19 protein-coding genes are annotated in these 22,124 nt (G+C 70.7%); 9 read left to right on the top strand and 10 right to left on the bottom strand.

Annotation, left to right across the window (positions count from 1 at the left end; genetic code table 11):
- Positions 1-8: 8 nt before the first annotated feature.
- The gene (locus ACFY10_RS33770) at positions 9-1,193 is read right to left on the bottom strand and encodes a type III polyketide synthase (protein ID WP_390669042.1); all 1,185 of its coding nucleotides are present in this window, start codon (positions 1,191-1,193) and stop codon (positions 9-11) included.
- A 345-nt stretch (positions 1,194-1,538) separates the two neighbouring features.
- On the opposite strand from ACFY10_RS33770, the gene ACFY10_RS33765 reads away from it, so the two are divergent.
- Complete coding sequence (locus ACFY10_RS33765; RefSeq protein ID WP_390669041.1) at positions 1,539-2,126, top strand: hypothetical protein; 588 nt, start codon at positions 1,539-1,541, stop codon at positions 2,124-2,126.
- Here ACFY10_RS33765 and ACFY10_RS33760 read toward each other — a convergent pair.
- From ACFY10_RS33760 to ACFY10_RS33730, 7 genes are all read right to left on the bottom strand, one after another.
- Positions 2,114-3,091 (bottom strand): TolB family protein, encoded by a 978-nt coding sequence (locus ACFY10_RS33760; RefSeq protein ID WP_390669040.1) that lies wholly within the window; start codon positions 3,089-3,091, stop codon positions 2,114-2,116. The genes ACFY10_RS33765 and ACFY10_RS33760 overlap by 13 nt on opposite strands.
- Before the next feature lie 199 nt (positions 3,092-3,290).
- A complete protein-coding gene (locus tag ACFY10_RS33755) occupies positions 3,291-5,219 on the bottom strand; it encodes an ArnT family glycosyltransferase (protein WP_390669039.1) in 1,929 nt (642 codons plus the stop codon).
- A gap of 56 nt (positions 5,220-5,275) precedes the next feature.
- A complete protein-coding gene (locus ACFY10_RS33750) occupies positions 5,276-6,364 on the bottom strand; it encodes an NlpC/P60 family protein (RefSeq protein WP_390669038.1) in 1,089 nt (362 codons plus the stop codon).
- Between the two features lie 44 nt (positions 6,365-6,408).
- Positions 6,409-6,891 (bottom strand): poly-gamma-glutamate biosynthesis protein PgsC/CapC, encoded by a 483-nt coding sequence (locus tag ACFY10_RS33745; RefSeq protein ID WP_390669037.1) that lies wholly within the window; start codon positions 6,889-6,891, stop codon positions 6,409-6,411.
- A complete protein-coding gene (pgsB, locus tag ACFY10_RS33740; RefSeq protein WP_390669036.1) occupies positions 6,888-8,354 on the bottom strand; it encodes a poly-gamma-glutamate synthase PgsB in 1,467 nt (488 codons plus the stop codon). The genes ACFY10_RS33745 and pgsB overlap by 4 nt, the downstream gene beginning before the upstream one ends.
- 15 nt (positions 8,355-8,369) lie before the next feature.
- Entirely contained in the window at positions 8,370-10,652 is a 2,283-nt protein-coding gene (locus ACFY10_RS33735; RefSeq protein ID WP_390669035.1) for a HAMP domain-containing protein, read from the bottom strand.
- Positions 10,653-10,872: 220 nt separating this feature from the next.
- The gene (locus ACFY10_RS33730; RefSeq protein WP_390669034.1) at positions 10,873-12,198 is read right to left on the bottom strand and encodes an alpha/beta hydrolase family protein; all 1,326 of its coding nucleotides are present in this window, start codon (positions 12,196-12,198) and stop codon (positions 10,873-10,875) included.
- Positions 12,199-12,543: 345 nt separating this feature from the next.
- Between ACFY10_RS33730 and ACFY10_RS33725 the strand changes: the two genes are divergently transcribed.
- From ACFY10_RS33725 to ACFY10_RS33690, 8 genes are all read left to right on the top strand, one after another.
- A complete protein-coding gene (locus ACFY10_RS33725) occupies positions 12,544-13,839 on the top strand; it encodes a hypothetical protein (protein WP_390669263.1) in 1,296 nt (431 codons plus the stop codon).
- Between the two features lie 320 nt (positions 13,840-14,159).
- Positions 14,160-14,504: a hypothetical protein gene (locus ACFY10_RS33720; protein WP_390669033.1), complete on the top strand. Its 345-nt coding sequence runs from the start codon at positions 14,160-14,162 to the stop codon at positions 14,502-14,504.
- Between the two features lie 281 nt (positions 14,505-14,785).
- Positions 14,786-15,505 carry an RNA polymerase sigma factor gene (locus ACFY10_RS33715; RefSeq protein ID WP_390669032.1) on the top strand — a complete coding sequence of 240 codons (720 nt, stop codon included), beginning with the start codon at positions 14,786-14,788 and terminating at the stop codon, positions 15,503-15,505.
- The gene (locus ACFY10_RS33710; RefSeq protein ID WP_390669031.1) at positions 15,453-16,433 is read left to right on the top strand and encodes a CU044_5270 family protein; all 981 of its coding nucleotides are present in this window, start codon (positions 15,453-15,455) and stop codon (positions 16,431-16,433) included. Before ACFY10_RS33715 ends, ACFY10_RS33710 begins: the two co-directional genes overlap by 53 nt.
- Before the next feature lie 75 nt (positions 16,434-16,508).
- Positions 16,509-17,369: a DUF1963 domain-containing protein gene (locus ACFY10_RS33705; protein WP_390669030.1), complete on the top strand. Its 861-nt coding sequence runs from the start codon at positions 16,509-16,511 to the stop codon at positions 17,367-17,369.
- 223 nt (positions 17,370-17,592) lie between these two features.
- The gene (locus tag ACFY10_RS33700) at positions 17,593-18,312 is read left to right on the top strand and encodes a DUF4232 domain-containing protein (protein ID WP_390669029.1); all 720 of its coding nucleotides are present in this window, start codon (positions 17,593-17,595) and stop codon (positions 18,310-18,312) included.
- 52 nt (positions 18,313-18,364) lie between these two features.
- Positions 18,365-18,508: a hypothetical protein gene (locus ACFY10_RS33695; protein ID WP_390669028.1), complete on the top strand. Its 144-nt coding sequence runs from the start codon at positions 18,365-18,367 to the stop codon at positions 18,506-18,508.
- A gap of 104 nt (positions 18,509-18,612) precedes the next feature.
- Positions 18,613-19,566 (top strand): SGNH/GDSL hydrolase family protein, encoded by a 954-nt coding sequence (locus tag ACFY10_RS33690; protein WP_390669027.1) that lies wholly within the window; start codon positions 18,613-18,615, stop codon positions 19,564-19,566.
- A 104-nt stretch (positions 19,567-19,670) separates the two neighbouring features.
- Here the strand turns inward: ACFY10_RS33690 and ACFY10_RS33685 are convergent, their stop codons facing one another.
- Positions 19,671-21,416, bottom strand: a complete 1,746-nt coding sequence (locus tag ACFY10_RS33685) for a SpoIIE family protein phosphatase (protein ID WP_390669026.1) — start codon at positions 21,414-21,416, stop codon at positions 19,671-19,673.
- Between the two features lie 82 nt (positions 21,417-21,498).
- Positions 21,499-21,855, bottom strand: a complete 357-nt coding sequence (locus ACFY10_RS33680; RefSeq protein ID WP_390669025.1) for a PRC-barrel domain-containing protein — start codon at positions 21,853-21,855, stop codon at positions 21,499-21,501.
- Positions 21,856-22,124: the final 269 nt, after the last annotated feature.

Below are 22,124 nucleotides of genomic sequence, written 5' to 3'. Positions count from 1 at the left end.
GACAGGCCCTAGAGCCACTCCCCTTCCAGGGCGGTGGCCGTGAGGCCCGGGGCCGCCGCGTACAGGACGGCACGACTGCCCCGTTCCTGCCCGGCGTCGTACGCCCTCCGCATGATGTCGAACACGGCGGCGCCTCCGCGGTTGCCGCTGGTGTAGCTGTCCCGGCTGTAGTCCAGCAGCCCCGACGGCCACCCGTCGGGCATCGTCTGCTCCATGTACTCCAGCACGCGGGTCCCGCCGGGGTGCGCGAGCAGGACGTCGGGGTGCCAGGCGTCGGGATCGTCCTGGTAGCGCAGGCGCAGCCACTCCCACATCGCGGTGACCGTCTCCTGCACGGCGCGCGGCCCGCGCCGGTCCATCACGAAGTGGGTGCCGTCCTCCCGTGTCTCCAGGCGGTGCAGGTCCTGGGTGCCGGGCAGCGTGTGGTTCCAGGCGGCGTCCAGCCGCAGCACCGACTCGGGCCTGGGGCGGCCCGTGACCACCGCGGCGACCGCGGTGTCCGCGAACAGCAACCGGACGATCAGGGACTCCAGGGTGTCGTCCGCGGGCTGATAGGTCGTGCTCAGTGCCTCCGCGATCACGACCAGGACCACCCGGTCGGGGTCCGCGGCCACGAGATCCGCCGCCAGCGCCAGGGAGCGGGTCCCGGCGATGCAGGCCCACTGCGTGGCCGGCAGCAGCAGTACATCGCCCCGGAGCGGGAGCTTGTTGGCCAGGGCGACGTCCAGGCCCGGCAGCGCCGGGGTGGTGGAGTTACTGGTGATCAGGCAGTCGACGTCCGCGGTGTCCAGCCCGGCGATCTGCAGGGCACCGCGCGCCGCACGCTCCCCGCAGGACTGCACGGCCGCCCAGGCCGGTGCGGTGCGCTCCTGGACGGTCTGCGGCGCGGGTATCGCCTCGAGGGCGGCTATCACGCGATCCACGTCCTGTTCGGCGAACCCGTCGCCGGCCAGCGCCTCCCGGGCCGGCCCGATGCCGGCAGCCGGCAGGCCGCTCCCGTTGCCGGGCGCGACGGCGGCCTCCAACGGCAGCATCCACCCGCGGTTTTCGATGCCCGTACTGGCCGCGATGCCGTCGATCCGCGGCGCCCACGCCGCGTGCGGGTGACGATCGCGCACTTCCGCCACGATCTCGCTGGTCTGCACGGTGTGCTCGCCGTGTATCACGGCAGGCGGGCACAGGTAAGCGGCCATGATTGGCACCTTTCTACAGGTTTCTACGGGGAACGAGGCAGAACGTCACGAACGCTGTGTCATGGGTCACTTCGGCACGGCGCATCCAAGTCAGTGACAATGCGCTCCACTTCGGGCGTCTGTTTTCGGGTCGAGCATGGACGCCAAATGGACATTTGCGCTGTGACCTGGGCAACTTGGGCGGTTTTTGTAACGCAGGACACGGTGTGCTCGCTGCTGCATGAGGGAGCCTGGTGCGGTGCCCCACCTAATTGACACGCCGTCAGATCCGGTGCATGCCCGACAACCGTCGCGGTGGGTCGGTCATGTGGTTGAACATGAGGTGTGCGATTCGATTCCGTACCCATGCCGGCGACCGTCGAGGCCAGACCTCGTGACAGCCGTGGCTATCCCGTCCCCGCCATCACGCCGTGGGAGGGCGACGAGCCCCAGTTCGCGCTCACCGACTACGGGCGCAGCGCCGAGTGCGCACGGCAGCGTCTGTGTTCCGTCTGCAACACCCTGATGGCCAAGGGCCCGGTGTGGCGGGTGGTCGGCGCCGCGGAGAGTGCCGCGATCCGTGAGGCGCTTGCTGCCGGGCGGCCCTACCGCAACCTGGCGGCGACACTGGAAGCTCCGGGGCACCGCGCATGCATGCTCTACGCCTCGATGGTCTGCCCGTATCTGGCCCGCCCCAATGCGCGGCGGGGGCTGACAGCACAAAGCCCGGACGACATGACCGCGCATGTCGTCCGGGGCGCCGTTCGTGGTGAGCTGGGTGCCGTGGTGGGGTTCGGCGACTACGAGTTCGCCGTCACCTCGGCCCAGGTCCTGTTCCGCTTTCTCGATGTGGTCGAGTACCTGCCGCATGACACGGCCGACCAGCACTTGGAGGAGCTACGGGCCGAACTCGCCCGCTGGGGCGGCCGGTTGGGCGGCGGTCAGCCGCGGTAGGCCGGCAGGCCGGTGTGGCTGGTGACCTTGACGGGCCTGCCGAACCCGTGGGCGGTCTTGGTCATGGTGTACGTGCCGGTGGGAGCGCGGAAGGCGATGGTCTTGCCGTCGGGCGACCAGGCGGGCTCGGTGTAGTCGGTGGTGGCGCCGGGGGTGATGTCCTTGATGACGTTGGTGCCGTCGCCGAACTCGTCCACGAAGAGGTGGTCGTGCCCGTGGACGGAGCGAACGAAGACGACCTCCTCCACATCGGGGGAGAGCGCGGGCTCGGAACCCTTGGTCAGCGCACCGCCCTGCTGACGCAGGTAGTCGTCACGGATGTAGACCTCGCCGGTGTGCGTGTTCTCGTAGACGGAGGTGCCGTAGGTCCCGCCGACGTTGGGCCAGGCGTTGCCGGTCTTCGGGAGGGCGCCGCTGTCCGGGTCGCTGTTCAGGCTGATGCGGGCCGGCCTGCCGTGGTCACTGGTGGCCTTGACGCTTTCCAGAACGGTGCTGCCGTGGATCTTGGCGGTGAAGATGATGTTGTTCTTCGCGGGGATGCCGTTCGCCCTGTCGGCCGCGGTGACCTGCCAGGTGGGGTGGGACCAGGTCTGCCCGCCGGGGTTGGCCGCGACGGTCACACGGTGGCTGCCGTCGGGGTTGGAGACGACCAGGTTGCCCTGCCCGTCGACGAAGGCGGCCTTGCTGCCGCTGGGGTTCCAGGCCAGGTCACGGACGACGCCGCCGAAGTCGATCGACTTGCCGCCCACCACGACGCGGCGGGTGCCGTCGCTGATGGTGAGTCCCCTGGGCACGGTGAGGGTCTGGGCGGACGCGGCGGCGGCGACCATCGCGGCGCTGCCCTTGGCACCGCTGCCGGAGGACGGAGCGGCCATCGCCGAGGCGGCCGAGCCGCACAGGGTGAGCAGTGCGGCGGCCCCCGCGGTGACGACTGCTGCGGTGCTCCGGCGGTTACGAGCGGACATCGAGGTTCCCCCAGGGATGTGAATCACGCTGCGACGAGAGTTTCGCGGAAGCCACCAGCCGTCCCCGGGACCCGGTCCGGTCCGCTCGGCTGCCGGCCTTCGCGATGAGAGGAGTCTTCCCACGGGGCGTGACGGAGCTGTGCGCTCACCGTCACAGCTGTGCAATAGCGGTTCGGACGAGGTGAGGTTGCCTGTCGCCTCACACCCCGGGGCGGCAGTCGTAGAGGGCGAAGCTGCCGTCGGTGCGGCGGCCGTAGGCGGTGGGCCGGATGCGGCTGCAGTGGGACTTCACCCAGGTCGTGGCGGGAGTGGTGGGGCGCTGGGTGGTGAGCAGCGCATAGCGCAGCTGGTGGGTGATGACGAGGGTGTCGAGCTGCCCGGCCGTGGGGAAGGGGGTGCTGCCGGTGAAGCCGCCCATGACGAGGATGGGCTCGGACTTCGCGCGCAGCAGGGGCTCGGCGGTGTAGGCGGCCTGGGTGGCGAGCAGGTACTTCTCGCCGTGGCGGTGCGTGGTGAGGTAGTCGAGCAGCGCGGTGTCGCGGGCTCTGGGCCGGTCGAGCCCCACCCTCCGCAGAGCGTGGTGGCGACGGACGGCGTCGTAGTACGCCTTGCCGACCGGACCGGCCATCGGCGAGGTGGCGGCGCCCGCGTAGAACGGGTCGAGACTGGAGACGGCCCAGCCGGCCGGCACGACGAGGGTGGCCGCGATCCCGGCGGCGAGGGCGCCGTGGACCATCCGCGGGGAGGTGCGCGGCCCGCGGGTCCACAGGCCCACCACGGCGCACAGCGCCAGCATCACGGCGATCGGCAGCAGCCAGGAGACGAATCGGGTCGGCCAGTCGAGCACCAGCGCCCACGCCGCCGTCAGCGCGATCGCCGCCGGCAGTGCCATATGCCGCCGGCCGTCTGCCTCGTACTCCGCTTCGTACTGCGCCTCGTACTCGGACCGGAAGAGCGCGAGCCCGCCGCCGGTCAGTGCGGCGATTGCGGGGGCGATGGCGGCGGTGTAGTAGGCGTGGTTGCCGTTGGAGGCGCTGAACACCACGGTGTGCACGGCCAGCCAGCCGCCCCAGAGCAGAAATCCCGCGCGCAGCAGGTCGGTTCGCGGTTGCCCGGCGCGCCAGACGAAGCCCAGTACCGCGGCGAGCACGGCGAGCGGCAGGAGCCAGGCGACCTGCGGGCCGACCGTGTTGTTGACCAGCATCCCCCAGCCGGTGTTGCCGGTGGTGCGGCTGGCCGCGGTGCCTGCGACCGCGCCGAACGCGGTGGAATCGCTGCTGAAGCGGCTCAGACCGTTGTAGCCGAAGACCAGGGCGAACGGATTGTTGTGGGACGTTCCGTCGAGGTACGGGCGGTCGGCGGCCGGTGTCGCCCAGGCCAGGAACACCCAGAAGCAGGAGACCGCCAGCGCGACCGCACTGCCCGCGAGGAAGCGCAGACCCCGCTTCAACGGCGTGCCGGGAGCGGCGAGTTGGTACACCGCGGCGAAGACCGGCAGTACCAGCCACGCCTGCAGCATCTTCGCCTGGAAGGCGAGCCCGACCCAGACCCCGCAGGTGATCAGTGGCAGCAGCCGCTCGGTGCGCACCGCCTTCTGCAGCGCTCCGGCCGCCGCCACCAGGAGCAGAGTGAGCGCGGTGTCCGGGATGGTGGCCCGGGTGAGGACCACGGTGACCGGGGTGAGGGTGAGCGTCAGCGCGGCGACCAGCGCGGCGAACGGCCCGGCCCAGGCCCGTACGATCCGGTGCAGCAGCCATACGGTGACAACGCCCTCGACGACCTGCGGAAGCGCGGCCGCCCAGGTGTGCGGGCCGAAGATCCAGACGGATATGGCATCGGGCCAGAAGGCGCCGGGCAGCTTGTCGATGCTGATCGCACCGCCGGCGTCGAGCCCGCCGAAGAAGAAGGAGCGCCAGCCGGCGGCCATCGACCGTATCGCCGCGCCGTAGAAGGGGTGGATCGCGGCGTGCCCGATTCCCCAGGAGTACAGCACCGCGGCGACGACCAGCACCGCGGCAAGCGCCGGGCGCTCCCAGCGCGGAGCGTCTTCCGGCCGGCCGGGGAAGCGGTTCGCCGCCCGGCGGCCTCGGTGTGTGCCGGTGGGCCGGGCGGCGGGGATGGCGGTCATTGTGGTGGTCCTCGGATCAGCAGGTCAGGTGAGGCGGCGGCGCACGGGCCGCGGGGTCACAGGCGGCGGGCTGCCCGGAAGCCGCGGGCGTAGAAGTCGGTGCCGTCCAGCAGCGCGTGGCCCGACAGGTCGCCCATGGTCGGGCCGTTGGCGGCGGAGCGGCTGGAGTAGAAGCGGTGGCGGCCTTGGTCGTCGATACCCATGTAGATGCCGACGTGGTCGATCAGGTTCGGCTGGTCCTTGATGATGGCGAAGAAGACCAGATCGCCGGGTTGCAGGATGCTGAAGTCGGTGGGCGGTTCGCCGGTGCTCGGGATCAGCAGACGGCCGGGACCGTGGGCGGCGATGGCGAAGGCGCGGCGCGGCAGGCCGGCGCCCCGGGTGTTGGTGTTGTGCAGGGGGATGCCCATGCGGTAGCCCCACACCAGACGCTGGAAGCCCGAGCAGTCGACGTCGCCGTAGCGTGCCTTCTCCGGCTGCATGCGCGTACCGTCCGGGAACGTCCAGGGAATGCCGAGATAGTCGTAGAAGTCGGACTTCTCGTCGTAGTAGGCGAAGTCCAGGGGGTTGCTGACCCCGGCATTGCGCGGGCCGAAGTGCGCGGTGCCCGCGTAGCGCACGCCGGCGGCGTTGTGCTTGTCGGGCGCCCCGGCGCTGCTGTACTGGAAGGCCACCGCGAAGACGTCCGGGCTGGTGTCGCCGAGCGCCTTGGCGAACCAGCCCTTGAACCAGGCGGACTTCTCCATGCCCCGCTGCCACTCGTGCGGGAGCACCCGCACCCAGGCGTCCGTGGTCACCTTGGCGGTGGTGGTCCGCGACTCGCTGAAGTGACGGGTGGGCCCGGCGAGTACGGCGGTACGGGCGCCGTCGGTGAAGGTGGCGAGCGTGCCGCCGTCGGCGGCGCGGGCCACGGTGCGGCCGGGTGCGGACAGCCGCTCGAAGGAGTGCGCCCCGGTGGGCCGGGCGCTCGGGCCGGTGCCCGTACCGTCGGCGACCGTACCGGTGCCGTCGTCGCTGCCGTGCCCGCGGTGTGCCCAGGCGTACCCGCCCACCGCCCCGGCGGTCGCCACGCCCGCGATCGTCCCGAGCACGGCGCGGCGGGTTGGGCGGTTGTCTCTGCGTCTGCCGACGTTTGCGGAGTGCATGGCCGGTCCTCCTGGAAGTCCGGGTGGAGAGGGTGATGGGCAGGTCAGCCGGTGGGCAGGGCCCCGAGCAACAGTCCGGAGACCAGCACCACGTACGTGACCAGCGTCACCGCCGTGGTCGAGATGACCGTGGCCGCCAGCGGCTGGCGGGTCATCTGGTAGGAGACCAGGCCGGGGACGATGAAGCCGAGCGTCTGTGACGTGTACAGCAGCGGAAACTCGTGGCTGAGGGCGAGCATCACGGTGGTCTGCATCAGCACCGCGCACAGCACCACGGCGGCGAACAGCCGCTTGCCGTAGAGAATCACCGTGCGCTGGAGCAGCTTCGTCGCGAAGTACGTGAGCGCCGCGACGCCGACCATCAGCCCGGCCATCTCGACGTCGGTGACGAGTGTGAGGGCGATCCAGCCCGGGGTGATCATTCCCCCGGGGGAGAGGTTGGTCGTCAGATAGCAGACGAGCGAGAAGACCAGCCCCAGGGCGATCCCGAGCGCGGCGGTCTGTGGGGTGAGGGTGGCGGGGATCACTTGCGGTTCCTCGAGGGCTGGTGGGGATCGTAGGGGTGGCGCGGGTCGTCTTCGGCGCTTCCGCCGTCGGGTTGGCCGGGGCGGGCGGCGAACTCGCGGGCGGGCTCGCGCTGCCGCGGGACGTGGAAGCCGTGTGCCGGTGTCTCCAGCGGCGCCACCCAGCGATACGGCTCCGGCTCGGGTGGCCGGGCCGTCGCGACCCGCGGCCGGGCCAGCGCGATCTGCATGGTCTCCTGGTCCAGTCCGTCGCCGCCGGGGATGGCGTCGAGCTGCTCCTCGGATTCGTCCAGCGGCAGCTCGGCGAGGCATTCCAGGAACAGCTCGCCCTGGCCGTGGATGTTGCCGATCGCCACCAGCGAGGAGGCCGGGCCGAGTTCCGCGAGCATCGCCGCGGTCAGCTCGTCGGGGTCCCGGCGGTCACCGCCGAGATCCACCACCCGCCCGGTGAAGCCGGCCGGAATGGCATCGCGGGCGCTCTTGGTCGGATGGCCGATCAGGAACACCGTCTCGGCGCCGAGGTCGGGGACGATCGCGCCCATCTGGCCGTTGCGCTCCACCCGGTCCGGGCGGCAGTTGATGACCACGTTGAGCGGCCGCCTGATCGCGCCCAGATCCTCCAGCTGTTTGACGTTCATCAGCGTCGACTCGGGATCGTTGGCCGCGAAGACGTTGGCGAAGCGCAGCTTCTTGCCGTCGGGTGTGAGGTAGCGCTCGACCGACAGCACACCCGGGTCGGGCGGCGCGTCCCACATGCCCTGCATCGCGGTCTGCCGGTCCACGCCGAGCAGTTCGGCGACTGCGAGCGCGATCGCCACGTTCTCCTTGAAGGTGAACCAGCTGAAGCCGCGCAGCTCGGCGTCGGTCACCGTCTCCGGATCGACCGGGATCAGGCGGCAGTTCCGCTTGTCGGCCTCCTCCTGGAGGATGTGCAGCCGGTCCTTCTCCGCCGTCACGCACACCCCGCCCACCGGCATCGAGCGGGAGAGCGAGCGGGCGACATCGTCCAGCGTCGGCCCCATCTCCTCCAGATGGTCCTCGCGGACGTTGCACAGCACGCCGATGGTGGAGCGGATCAGCTTCTCCTGGTTGATCTCCTGCAGCGCGGGCATCACCGCCATGCACTCGATCACCAGCGCGTCCGGCCGGTAGGTCGCCGCCCGCCGCACGATGCCGATCTGCTCGACGATGTTGGAGATTCCGAACTTGCGGTAGATCGGCTCCTCGGTGGCATCCGGATGGATGAACCGGGCCGCGGTGCCGGTGGTCTTGGCCACCGTGACGAGGCTGCCGCCGCGCAGCGCGCCCGCGCACAGCCGGGTGATCGAACTCTTGCCGCGGATGCCGTTGACCAGCACCCGCGTCGGTATCTGGTCCAGCGAGTCGAAGTGCCGCTTCTGCTCCAGGATTCCGGCGGCCCACAGCGCGGCGCAGCACAGCAGGACTATGACATAGAGGAAGAGCACGCCGATTCCGTCCTTCTACCGCTGAGATGTGTACTCACGCCGGGGCCCGGCGGGGCCGGCGGCGTGGCCGGATCCGGCGTGGCCGGATCTGCCCGCCCGGCCGCGTTCCGCCAGGGCCTGGCGCATCAGTTCCAGGCTGCGGGTGACCGAGCCGACCTCGTCATGGTTGACCGGGTGCAGCACGGTGCGGCGGTCCCCGCCGGCGAGCCGCTCGACGAGCAGGGCGACGCTGCGCAGCGGCCGGACCACCACGACGTGCAGCCAGCCCAGGCAGACCACGCCCAGCGTGAAGGCCAGGATCCCGGCGAGCATGGTGCGCTGCTCGGCCTGCACCGCGGGCAGTTGAAGCGCCGCCGCGGGCTCTGCGGTCACCACGTGCCAGCGCAGGCGGGCCGTCGGACCGCTCTGCGCCAGCGGCGCGGCGGCGTCGACCGACGGGCCGGAGGACGAGGAGAGCACCGCCGAGGTCGCGGTGCCCGCGGTACCCGGGGCGCCCTGGGTGGCGCGGGCGAGTCGGGTCAGGCCGGAGTCGGGCAGCGCCTGGAAGGCGCGGTAGCCCACGCTCGCCGCCAGCACCCTGTCATTGCCGTCCGTCACCCAGACGCTGCCCAGCTTCGGCCTGGCCAGGCCGGCGTTGAGCGTGTTCACGTCGATCTCGCCGAAAAGGACCACGCCGGCCGCCCGTGCCTTGCCCTTCACGGCCCGGACCTGGGCGTAGGCGGCGATCGCCGGGATCCGGCCCGAGGTGTTGACCGTGGTGATCCCGCTGCCGCCGGGCACATGGACGAGGGTGCGCAGCGGAGTGTCGCCCACCCGCAGCGCGATGTCGCCGGAGCGGTCGAGCAGATACAGCGAGCGGAAGCGCCTGTGGTCGGCGAGAGTGCGCTTCAGAACCTCGGTCTGGGCGTCCCGGCTCCGGCCCGGCAGGCTCGCGGCCACCTCGCTCAGGTCGGTGTACGACTGGTCGAAGGACTGCCGGATCCGGTTCGTCGCGATCTCGGTGCGCGCCTGCTGTTCGGCGACGACCGCAGCCGGAACCGCGGTCGCGGTGTCCGCCCGGTTCAGCAGGAAGATCATCGGTACCGCCCAGCCGGCCACCAGCACCGCGCAGGCCGCGGCCAGCGCCCTGTAGCCCGGCCCCCGCCGTGCCGGGAACTCCTGCGGGCCGCTCTCGCCGAGCAGTTGCCGGCGCAGCGACTCCAGTGCCCGCCCGATCCGGGCCAGTTCCCCGAAGCCATGCACCGGAACCGGCCGGGCGAGCTCCTGCCACGCGGCGGGCCCGCCCTCGGTCGCACCCCGGGCCAGGCGGTCGGCGGACAGATACAGCCGCAGCAGCGGCCGCTGCACGGAGTAGTGCAGCGCCAGCCCGAGCAGCAGTGCGATCCCGGCCAGCGCCCCTGCGGCCTGCAGCGCGAAGCGCGAGTAGTCGGCGGCGGCGGTCGCCATGGGAACCGCCGAGGAGGTGAGCACCACCAGCCCGAGGCCGTCGGTGTCGCCCGGGCCGGTGGCCGAGGCGACCTGGGCCCAGCCGGCCACCGTGCGCCGGCTGCCCGTGGTGGCGCCCAGCAGGCTGCCCGAGGCGTCGTTGTCCTGACCCGACCCGTGCGCCGCGCGGGCCGCCGCCGTGGGCAGACCGCTGTCCGCCGCGGCCGGCGACGTCGTGCCGTGGGCCGTGGTGGCGAGCGCCGTGCCGCTCGCGTCCAGCACTTCGGCGGTGCGCCCGTCGCCGTACGCCGTGAGGGCCGGGAGCGCCTCGGAGACCGCCAGCAGCCACTGCCGCTCGGCGCGGCTCGGGGCCGTCTGGTCCTGGTTGGCGTCCTCCTGCTGCGCGGGCAGCGTGACCTTGGCGAAGTACAGCAGTTGCCGCGTGCCGCTCGAGGTCACCAGCCGGGGCGGGATCGCGCCGTGCCCGGACGTCAGCCTGGCGGCGTCCACTCCGGCCAGTGGCACCGGCCTGCCGCCGGCTGCCAGCAGTTTGCCGGTGTGGGAGTCGAGCAGTGCACTGCCGAGGACGGCCTTCCTGGCAGAGGTCAGCGCCTTGAGCGTGGTCGCGGGGGTCGATGTGCTCGTCGCCGGGTACGCGGCGGCCGTACGGCGCACCGTGCTCGCCTCGACGTCGATCGTGGTGCGCACCGACAGCGCGGTGTCCGCGGCGATCTGCTGCTCACCGTTCTGCACGGCCTGTGGCACCCGCTCGGCGTGGACGTCGCCGAGGCCGACGACGGTCAGGGCGGCGACCACCAGCAGCAGGAGGACGAGCGAGGCGATCGGCGGGCGCACCCCGCCGAGAAGTGGCATATCGGCGCGGCGGCGGATGCGGTGTCGGCGCGGCGCCCGGGGGGCGGTGGGCAGGGCAGCGGATCCTCTCTCAACTGGCGCCGAGCGCTCTAACGTTCGACCAAACGAACACTCTAGCCTCAGGCACTCACATAAACATCACACTTTCGTCCCTGTGTCACCACTCCCGGCACGACGAAGGGCGGGCCCGCAGACAGGGCCCGCCCTTCGGGGTGCCCGGTCAGCGGACGAAGGAGATTTCCGGGTAGTTCCTGTCGGGCCCGTCGAGCACGGTGCGGTGCTGGTGGCGCAGCTCCTGGTCGAAGAAGGCGGCGAGGTAGACGCGCTGGATCTGGATCGCGCGGTTCGGGTCGATCGTGCCGTACTGCTGCTGGACCTGGGCCTGGGAGAGCCCGAGCAGGGGCGCCACCTGTGGCACAAGCCACTCGTTGTCGCTGAACGACAGGTGCGCCGCGCCATGAAGCTGGACGTCGACCCGGTATCCCTTCAGATGCGACCACAGGGTCCGCCACGACCCGTCGTTGTTGCGGTTGTGGCCGCCGGAGCTGAAGAGCATGAAAGGACGGTCCAGGTCCTTGCTCGGCGCCGTCCCGAAGAACTGGCCGTCCAGGTTGGCACCTGCGGCGATACGGTGGTCGAGCTGCATGGCGGTGTCGACCGCCGCGCCGCCCAGCGACCAGCCGAACATCCCGATGCGGGACATGTCCACGGCGCCCGACAGCCCTTTGGGGAGCGTGGGGTGGCCGGGGTCCGGGTTGCCGCCTCTGCTGATCGTGCCGAGCTGGTTGATGACGAAGCGGATGTCGGCCGCGCGCACCTTGAGGGTGTCGGAGGAGTGGGTGCCCGGCGCCATGGCGTTGACCTCGAGCCGGTTCCCCGGGAACTGCACCTCGTTGGCGTCGTGGGTGTGGTCGACGGTGACGACGAGGTAGCCGCGGCTGGCGAGATCCTGCGCGAGCGCCGTGCCCATCGCGCGGTCCGAGTGCAGCCCGGTCGAGTACAGCAGGACGGGCAGCTTGCCCAGCGCGGTGTCCACCGGGGCGAGGACATGGCCCGCGGTCCTCGGCAGGGTCACCTGCTGCGGGCTCAGTCCGCGCGTGGCGAGGAAGTGGGAGCCGGAGATCGACGGCATCCACGGCGCCTGATAGTGCCCGGACGGGGCGACGGTCGGGTACCAGAGCGACACCATGACCTCGCGCGGCTTGTTGCCGGGCACGTACGGGTCGATACGGGACTTGTCGACGAGGTGCAGGCCGACCATGCCCACGCTGTATCGGCCGGTCGGCGCGGGCATGGTGAGCTGGAGTGCGGACGCGCCCGTGCGGCCGGACGCGAAGGCATCAGGGTGCACGGCCTTGGAGTTCAGCGGTGCCGCGTCGTTCTCGGGCGCCCAGGGAGTGTTCGCGTCGGGCTGGTCGGGCTGGTCGGGCGAGAACCCGGTGGCCGCAGGCTTGTCGGTCGTCTTCCCGGCGGCCATCGCCGGCGTCATCCCCGCACCCAGGGCGGCGGCCAGCGCACTGGCCGTACCGACCGCTCTGGCGATCACTCTGCGACGGTGGCGCGGGCGGCGGTGCTTCATGGATCCCCCTCATTGGTCAGCGATCGCAGAACGGACGATCGACTGCCGCACACCGTACCGCCGCGGCGGCCGACGGATGCGCGCACCCGGGAGTTCTCACTGTCCAGGTGCACTTGGCTGCGTCGAAGTCCTGCGCCTGCTGCTAATTGCCGCGCGTCCGTGCTGAGCGGTCGATATAAAGACGGACGGTCGGGCGGGCGTTCCGGAGAGGGCCCCCGCCGTCTCGAACGCGTCAGAGGGTGGGGATCGAGAGTGTTGCTGTGGAGGATACGCAGATGGGTCACGGCGGCCGTCGCGGCCGTCGCGCTCGGCATGGGAGGCGTGACAGCCGCGCACGCCGCGGACCAGCCGGAGGTCACCTACGCGGGGAGCGTGTCGGACGACCTCGGGACCCTGCAGATCAGTGCCCGGTCCGGGGCCGACATCACGGGCATCACGGCGCGCCTGGTCTCGTACACCTCGCACACCGAAGTCGCCGAGATCGGGACCAAGGACTTCCGGCTCTTCTCCGGCACCCGTCAGGACGGCAACTGGCGTACCAAGAAGCCTATGAAGCTGCCGGAGTTCGGCTCCTACCGCATCGACGTGGACGTGACGGATGCCGCCGGCGGTCATGTGCTGAGCCAGTCCGCGGGCGATTTCGCCTACTACGTCGCAGCGAAATTCGGCGCGCTCACCGTCGACCGCACCGCCATAGACCGGGAACACCGTGACGTGCAGGTCGAGGGGACGCTGTACGGGCGCTGGCCGACCCGTCAGGTGAAGCCGCTTGCGGCACGCCAGGTCGAGATCAACGTCGACTACTCGACGCATGCCACGGTGACCACCGACGACCAGGGGCACTTCACAGCCTCGGTGCGGCTCGACGCCGCCGCGCCCGTCCAGGCCGTGTTCAGCATGGACGGTGGCACGCCGACGGTGCTGTACGGGGAGTCGGAGCCGGTTCAGATCGGTGTCGACCAGATTCCCACCCGTTTCACGTCCACGGTGAGTTCCACCGACGTCGACTTCGGCAAGCCAGTCACGTTGAGCGTCAAGGTCGAGCAGAAGACCGCGGACGGCTGGGTGCCGCTGGCCGGGTACTCCGGGGGCGTCCTGTTCGGCCCCGACGACGCGCAGACCGACCTCGTGGGCCGCTTCACCACCGCTGACGACGGCACCTTCACGATGGACTACACGCCGTGGCAGGGCGGCTACTTCCAGCTCGCCCTGGACACCTCGGACGACCCGTTCCTCCAGGCCGGCACCGGTACGAGCGACGTCGTCCACGTGCACCGGGCGTCGAAGTTCACGGCCTTCACGGCCGCCCGCTCCGACACGGGACAGGTCCACGCCGAGGGGCTCATCGACTTCCCCGACGGCTGGACGCCCGCCACGATCAACGTCCACATCCAGTACTCGCCCGACGGCGCGAACTGGTCGACGCTCACCACGGTCGAGGCTTCCTGGAGCGGCAGCGGCAACGATTTCGCCGCCGACCTGGACCAGAGCGGTGCCGGCTACTACCGGGCCGTCTTCGACGCTGACAACAACTTCCGGTCGGCCACCTCGCAGACGGTCTTCGTGCCGGCGTCCGCCCAGGGTCTGGCGGCGAAAGAACTTGGCTGATGGGTCATGGTCCGGTGATACGTCACCATGAGCTGTCGGACTCTGAGTGGGAGTTCGTGCGAGCGCCGCTGCATGTGCCCTTGCGGGGACAGAAATGGCTGGACGACGGATGGTCCTGAATGGGATCGCCCCGGTGCCGGGCTACGACCGTAACCGCCTCGCCTCCGCCCTCGACCGTGCGCCCGCAAGCCCGACAACTCCCTGCCATGCGCCGCACACCAGGGCAAGGGTGTTGCAAGAGGCATGCAAGGAAAGCGCCGTGCGTATGGGGAACCCCTCTGTCGTCTGTTGTACGCAGCGACGAGCGACGGGGGGATCGAGTGTCTGTCCAAACGACGAAACCAGCACTGATCGAGCAGGGACACTGGCTGACGGTACGGGACTGCAAGAGGGTCCTGGTGGTCGTGCACACAGTGACCTTCGCCCAACGACTGCGCGAGGTTTTCGAGCTGCTGGAGACCGACCTGCGCATTCAGCTGGTCTTCACGGTCGCACTACATGCCTTCGGCAGCGGGGTCACCGAGTTCCTGCGGAGCCTGGGCATCACCACGGTGCCGTGGGAAGAGGCACTGCGGGCCGAGTTCGACCTCGCGCTCGCGGCGGGCTCCCGCGGAGTGCACGAACTGCGGACTCCGGCCCCCCTTTGTGTGCAGGGCCGTCAGTGAAATGCCGGAACGGCGCACCAACACGCAAGCCCCGGGCCGCTGGCCTAAGGCTTCAATAAGAGCGGGTGACGAGAATCGAACTCGCACTCTCAGCTTGGGAAGTGACGGCGCTTTCGAGGTCAGATAGCCTCTGACCTGACCGTATGTGCTCTGGCGTAGCGGTCGGGAGTGCGGTATCGCACCGCTGTTGACCTTGGCCGACCGCTCTTGAGGGCGGGTGTCGGCCGGGCCGGTTGTTCTTGCGTTCGCACACGGGGCTAGTTCGAGGATCCGCTCGTGGTGTGATCGTCGCCACAGAGACGACGAGTGCCGAGCGGACAGGGCTGGTTGTGGAACTTTCCCTGCGTGACCGGATACGCGCCGGTGATCCGGAAGCCTTCGCCGAACTGTTCGCCGCGCATGCCCGGGCCGTCTACGGTCATGCCGCCCGGCTGTCGGCAGACCGGGGCACTGCGGAGGACGTGGTGTCCCTGACCTTCCTGGAAGCCTGGCGGCTCAGGGAGAAGCTGAGACCCGAAGCCGCGACCCTGGACGAAGACGCCGACCTGCCCGACGGCGACGGACTGCGCCCCTGGCTGTACGGCATCGCCACCAACGTTCTGCGCAACACGCGCCGCGCCGCCCGCCGGCACAGCGCCGCGCTCGCCCGGCTCCCCAACCGCCCGGCGGACCGTGACACCCTGCCCGACTTCGCCGACGACCTCGTCGGCCGTATGGAGAAAGCCGAGCGGCTCGCTGCCGCGCAAGGCAGCGTCTACGGACCTTGTCGGAGGCGGAGTTGGCCCGGCGCACGTCCGCCGGGCGGCCGGCCGAGTACCCGGTGGAGCCAAGTGCCGCCGCGACACCGGGTGTTCCACCCCAGCAGGAAAGGCCGGGACTCGGCCCGCGCACCGGACAGGTACCGGGTGGCCGTCCCGAAACGGCCCGCTCGACACAGGAGAAGCACCGATGAACCCCGAAGAGCACGAGGAACTGGCCAGGCTGCTGCCGAGCCCGGGTGAGCCGGTCCTGACGAGCGACCGCCACGACCTGCTGAAGGACCATCTGATGAGAGAGCTCACCGAGTTCAGGGAGTTCAGAGACATCGCCGAGCCGGCCGCCCCGGAATTCCTGGACGTCGCGACGGCACCTGCACCCGGCCGACGAGCGCGCGCCCCCCGCCGCCGATTCGCCGTCATCGCCGTACCCCTCGCCACGGCGGCAGCGGTCGTCGCCGCGGTCCTTGCCGGCGCCGTCGGGTCCAGGACCGCCACGACCGATGCGGACGCGGTCGACCTGCTCGATCGCATCGCCGAGGTCGCCGCCGCGAAGAAGACCGTGCCCGTCAGGGACGACCAGTACATCTATGTCCGCACTCAGGGCTCCATGAAGTTCTCGGACAACGACATCCGGATCCTGCGCGAAGCGAGCTGGACCGCCGTCGACGGCAAGCGCTCAGGACTGCGCCGGGTCACGGTGCTGGTGGGTCCGCCGTTCCGGCCCCGGGACCCGTTCTCCTCGTACTCGAAGGGCACTCACGACATGAGGCTGAGCCGCGACCCGAACGTCACCACGTTCCGTGAGCTTCAGGCGCTGCCCACCGACCCCGATGCGCTGCTGGAGAAGATCTACGCCGGTACGAAGGGGGAGGGGCGGACCAGGCAGAGCGCGGCCCTGGAGAAGATCGGCGACATGCTGCCCGACGCCACGCTCCTGCCCGAACTGGACGCCGCGCTCTACCGCGCGGCCGCGAAGATCCCGGGCGTCTCGGTCGTCACCGACGCCAAGGACTACACCGGCCGCTCCGGCATCGGCCTGAGTTTCAAGGAGCGCGACGGCCGCTCGGTCTGGGTCTTCGACAAGAAGTCACTCGACTTCCTGGGTTCGGCGGACGAGGCGCTGCTGGATGTCGGGGTCGCGGACCGGGCAGGCGAGACGCCGGCCGCATGAAATCAGGTGCGGCTCCTCGGCTGCCCGCCGCGGCTTCGAAGCGGCTGTGTCAGGGCCTCCCCTTACGGTGTGCCCATGACTCCTGAGATGTGGGACCGGTTAAGTCCCTTCCGTGACAAGGCAGTTGAGCGGGGCATACCGGCCGACGACGCGGAGCGATGGCTGGCCACCGCCCGCCCCTGTGCGACGCTGACGCGGGGCGGGGACGGGCCGGTCGTGGGCCGATTCGGCGGTCCGCTCCTGCTTCCGGCCGATGCCCCGGACCTCGCCCATCCCTTCGTCGCCTCCATCGACCTCGCGGCCCTGCCCGCCGATGCGACGGACCTGCCTCTGCCTCCCGACGGCCAACTGCTGCTCTTCGCCTTCCCCGAGACCGAGGGCGATGACGAAACCATGGGCAGCGTGGTGTACGTCCCCGTCGGCACGGCCGTGGCCGAACGGGACAAGCACGCCTGGAACTCCTCCGACTGGGATGACGACGAGGCGATGTTCGCGCAGTTCCCGCAGGGCCCGCTGCGGGCGACGGCCAATGTGTCGCTGCCCTGCCACAAGTCGGTCGTACAGCCCGGTATGCCGTGGGGCGGGCCGCATCCCGGGCATCCCCGCTCCGAGGAACTCGTCGCGGTCTGGGAGAGCACCCGTGCGGACATCGCCCCCGAGGGGCCGCTGCAGATCGGGGGATACGCCGATGAGGAGGCCATCGACAACGACCCGGTCGCTCACGCCGTGGACAGTGCGGTGAAAGCCGCGGAAGCAGGCTGGGGGGACGGACCGGTTTCGGGTGACGTCTCGGACTGGGTACTCCTGGCCGACTGGGTGGCCGGCATGGACGTGCAGGGCTGGGAGAGCGCCACCGTCCACTGGGTGATCCAGCGCGAGGACTTGGCCGCGCGACGCTTCGACCGCGCGTTCACCAGCGTCCACTGGAACCCCTGACCCGTCCCCCGGGGCGTTCGTGGTGAGCTGCTCAACCTGTTCCCCGCAGTCCCCGCATCCCATTCACCCGTTCCAGGGTGACTGTGTTCTCGCTGGTCAAAGTGCATTTCGGCGTTCCAGCGTCCCCAACACCCGGCTGGGCGTGGCGGTTGGGACGGATCACCTCACAAGCTTCGGTCATCCGATCACCACCGCCACCCGAGCACCGAAGGGGCACAGCAACATGTCCGATCTCCGCACCTCCCGCACCCGTCTCGCAGCCGCCGCCGTGACCGCCGTTCTCGCCGCGCTCTCCCTGACCGCCTGCAACGACGGAGCGGGCGCCCACGACGAGGGCGCAGCGGCGAGCACCTCCACGAGCCCTTCGTCCGGTGCGGCCTCCTCGGGCGCGGACTCCAACTCCACGGGTTCGACCGGCTCCACGGGTTCGACGGGCTCCTCCGGCGGCAGGTCCACCACCGCCGGCTCGAAGCCCGCCGCCGGCGCCTCCGCGTCGAAGGCGCCCGGCTCGTCAGGCAAGCCGGTCACCTGTGAGGGGTCCAACACCAAGACGGTCGCGGCCCCGCTGACCCGCCCCGTGAACCACATGCTGCTCACGGTGACCAACACCGGCAGCAAAGCCTGCTTCCTCTACGGCTACCCGAGCGTCCAGTTCACCGATGCCCAGTCCGAGCCCCCGGTCATCGAGGACTCGCAGCCGCAGGCAGTCGTCACGCTCGAGCCGGGCCAGTCCGGTTACGCGGCCATCAGCCTGTCCGCCACCGACGGCAGCAGCACGAACGGCCGCACCGCGAAGTCCCTGACCGTCTACTTCTACGGTCGCTCCATGAGCGGGAACGTCGGCACCGCCGCCCACCCGTCGCTGCCCGCCAAGGGCGCCTACATCGACGACTCGATCAAGGTCACGTACTGGCAGCAGTCGATGAGCGACGCCACCACCTGAGCGCCCGTTCGACGTACAGCACCTCACGGACCCGGAAGGCAGGCAACCCACCATGCGTAGCAGCACCCGCAGGATCTCCCGCTTCGTAACCGCCGTAACCGCCTACTTCGGCGCGGCCTTCCAGGTCATCGTCATGGGCAGCACGGGCCGCCTGGCGGAGGAGGCAGGGGTCCTCCGCCGCGGCCACGCCGTCTGAACTCTCCATGCCCGACCGTGAGTTGAGCATGCGGCACTGCGTGCTCTCCTCTGGCAGAACCGGAGCGGGCCACACCCCATGAACCATGAAGACAGGAGCAGCTTGTGGCAACGGACACACGCCGACGAAACGCCCTGATGGCCTGTGCGGCCCTGGTCGTCGGTGCCCTCACCCTCACGGCTTGCGGCGGCAGCGCCACAGCGGACGGCGCCGGCCGGCAGTCGAAGGTCCAGCAGTCGAAGGCCCAACTGGCCCTGACCGCCGACTCGGTCACCACGAAGACCGCTCAGGCGGGGACCGCCTCCAACACGGCGGCCGGTGTCGACTACGTCGCGATGGGCAGTTCCTTCGCCGCCGGACCGAGCATCCCGCCGCTGCAGTCGAGCAGCGGGGCGGCGGCGTGCAGCCGGTCGGCCAACAACTACGCGAGCATCGTGGCCCGCGACATCGGGGCGAACCTGACGGACGTCACCTGCAGCGGCGCCACGACGGCGAACATCCTCACCACCAACCAGGGTTCGCAGCCGCCGCAGATCAATGCCGTGAACAGCGGTACCGACCTGGTCACGATCACCATCGGCGGCAACGACGTCAACTACCTGGGCAGCATGGTCACGTACTCCTGCCAGAACAGCGGCGGCACGAACTGCGGCACCGTGGACCAGGGCGCGATCAACACGGCCCTCGGCACGGTGGGCCAGAAGATCGAGAATGTCGTGAACGCCGTCAAGGCCAGGGCCCCACAGGCACGCATCCTCCTGGTGAGCTACTCCACCCTCCTGCCCGACACCGGCGGCTGCACCGGCGTACCGCTCACCGCCGACCAGCGGATCTTCGAGCGCACCGTCGCCACCCGCCTGGCGCAGGCCTACATCGACACGGCGAACCGCACAGGCGCGACCCTGGTCCGCTTCGCCACCGCCAGCCACGGCCACGACGCCTGCGCGGCCGACCCGTGGGTGGAGAAGTACAAGCCGGCCTCGGGACGGACCACGTACCACCCGAACGAGGCCGGCATGAAGGCCGCGGCCTCCTTGGTGAAGTCCGCGCTCGGCTGAACAGCGCCACCGCCCCGCCGTCTTCTGGCGGAAACCCGCGGACATCAACGCTCCGACGATGACGGCTTTCGCCCGTCCTCGGGGCCCGGGCAGCTCGCCCCCTGTCACGGCGTCGGCAGCCGCAGGGCGAGGAGGGCCACGTCGTCGGTGCTGCCGGGCGGCATCCGGGCGAGCAGCTCGTCGCACAGCGTGTCCAGCGGTGCGTGGGCGAGCGCGAGGGCGTGGCGGCGCAGCCGGCCCAGGCCGGTGTCCAGGTCACTGCCGGGGATCTCGATCAGGCCGTCGGTGTAGAGCAGGAGGGTGGAGGCCGGCGGCAGGGGCAGCGTGGCGTTGGGCCTGCTCGCGCCGCTGGCCGGGGGAGCGCCGAGGACGAGTCCCTGTCCCGCTTCGAGGTACTGCGCCTGTCCGCCGGGGGCCAGGAGGAGAGGCGGCGGATGTCCGGCGCTGGTCCACCGCAGTGTCCATGGGCCGGTGTCCGGGTGGCCTTCGACCCGGGCGAGGACGAGGGTGGCCATCGGGACGGTGGTGATGGCGGGCATGGCGTCGTCGAGGCGGTCGACGACCGCGCCGGGCGGTTCGGTGTGGTCCCAGGCCAGGGATCGCAGGATGCCGTGCAGTTGGGCCATCCCGGCCGCCGCGGTCAGATCGTGGCCCACGACGTCCCCGATGACCAGCGCGAGCGCGCCGTCCTTCAGCTCGAACGCGTCGTACCAGTCGCCGCCGACCTGGGAGCCGACCGGAGCGGGCTGGTAGCGGGCGGCCAGCCGCAGGCGGCCCGGCTGGGGCAGCGGGGCGAGCAGGTTGCGCTGCATGGCCTCGGCGACGGCGCGCTGGCGGCCGTACCGGCGGGCGTTGTCGATGACCAGGCCGACCCGGCGGCCGATGTCGCTCACCACGTCCAGATCGGCGGTGTCGAAGGGGTGCGCCGGGTCGGTGCGCACCAGCGTCAGCGCGCCGGTGATCTGCCGTCTGGAGCCCAGCGGCACCGTGATGACGGACGTCGCGTGCACCGTCCGCAGGAAGTCGCTGTGGGCGGCGGACAGGGGAGAGCCGGGCGGGGCTGCCGCCGTCCCCGTGTCGTGCGTGTCCGTGTCGTGCTGCTCGTGCCGCAGAACGGGGGAACCGCCGTTCAGCACCTGGACAAGAGGCGAGTGGTCACCTTCCACGGCCTCGGGAAGGTGCTCGCGCCCGCCCTCCAGTCCGGCGTCCCGGCCCGCGGGACCGGTCACCGTCACCCGGTGGACCTGCCCGGAACCGGCCCGTAGGTCCACCGCCGCCCAGTCGGCGAGGCGCGGAACCAGCAGACGGCCCAGCCGGGCGAGGGCTTCGTCGGTCTCCAGGGTCTGGCCCAGTACGTCGGTGATCTCCGCGACCAGCGTCAGCCGCTCGTTGAGGTCCTCCAGCGCACTCGTATAGGCCGCACGTTCACGGCGCGCGCCGTGGTCGCCCGTGATGTCGGTGAAGAGCACGGCCATGCCTTGGAAGGAGCCGTCGTCCGCCAGGGGAGAAGCGGACCAGGAGATCGTGACCAGGCGACCGTCACCGCGCAGATAACTGTCGCCCTCCCCGCGCGCGGCGGCCCCCTCGGCCAGCGACTGGAGCAGCGGGCACTGCTTCCGCAGAAGCGTGCTGCCGTCCGCATCCCGGTGCAGCAGCTCGTGCGCGTCCATCCCGCGCATCGCGCGGGCGGCGCGGCCCAGCAGCCGTTCGGCGGCCGGGTTGACGGCGAGGATCCGTCCGACCGGATCCACCACCATCAGGGCGGTGCCCAGCTGCTCGACGACCCGCGGCCAGAAACCCGGCCCGGCCGCCGGCCACGACCGCCCTTCACCTCCCGCACCCTCCACCATGCCGCCCTCCAGTCATGGCGGCCGTCAGCGGACAGGACGCCGTCTGGCGCGCCGGGACAGCCGCACCGCGAAGAAGGCCATGTCAGCGGCGTGCGAGCTGACGTTCGCCCCCTGCTCCCGGCCGGTACGTCATGTCGTAGTGCCGGAAGATCTCTTCCTCCTGCTCGGCCGGCAGCACGTCGTCAGTCCCGATCGACGGGGCCTTCCGTACCTGCCTCCTGTCGTAGGAGACCTTGACGTAGCCGGGTCCGAGGACCGCGCCGTCGAGGGGGACGAAGACCAGGCGGTGGCGGGTGGGCAGCCCGGTCCGGACGGTGGCCATGGCCGGTTCGTCGGTGGCCGTGTCCACGTAGACCGCTTCGAGCATGCCGATCCTGCGCTGGTTCGGGTCGACCACGTCATGGTTGCGCCACTCACGGATGTCGGCTGCTCGGATCATGCCCTGCTCCCTGTCTGCGCGCTCCGCCGGTGGTACAACGAGGCCCGACCCACTTGTCATCGTATGACCGAAACACCCTGCCGTCATTGGGTGCTTCTACGGGCAGTACGGCGTCCGAGGGCGCAGCTGCGCACCGGGTTCCTCCGCCGACCGAACGGTCCGTTGGGCCTGCCCGAGGAGTACGCTGAAACTACCGAGGATATTTCGCGCACGGGCTTCCATGCTTGTGACGTTTTCGGCGATCGAAGATGCCGGGCCGGCTGCGACCG

The sequence above is a fragment of the Streptomyces sp. NPDC001401 genome, assembly GCF_042895385.1.
Taxonomy (GTDB): domain Bacteria; phylum Actinomycetota; class Actinomycetes; order Streptomycetales; family Streptomycetaceae; genus Streptomyces.
Note: the sequence above shows the minus strand (reverse complement) of the source record. Positions and strands in the feature narration are given on the sequence as shown.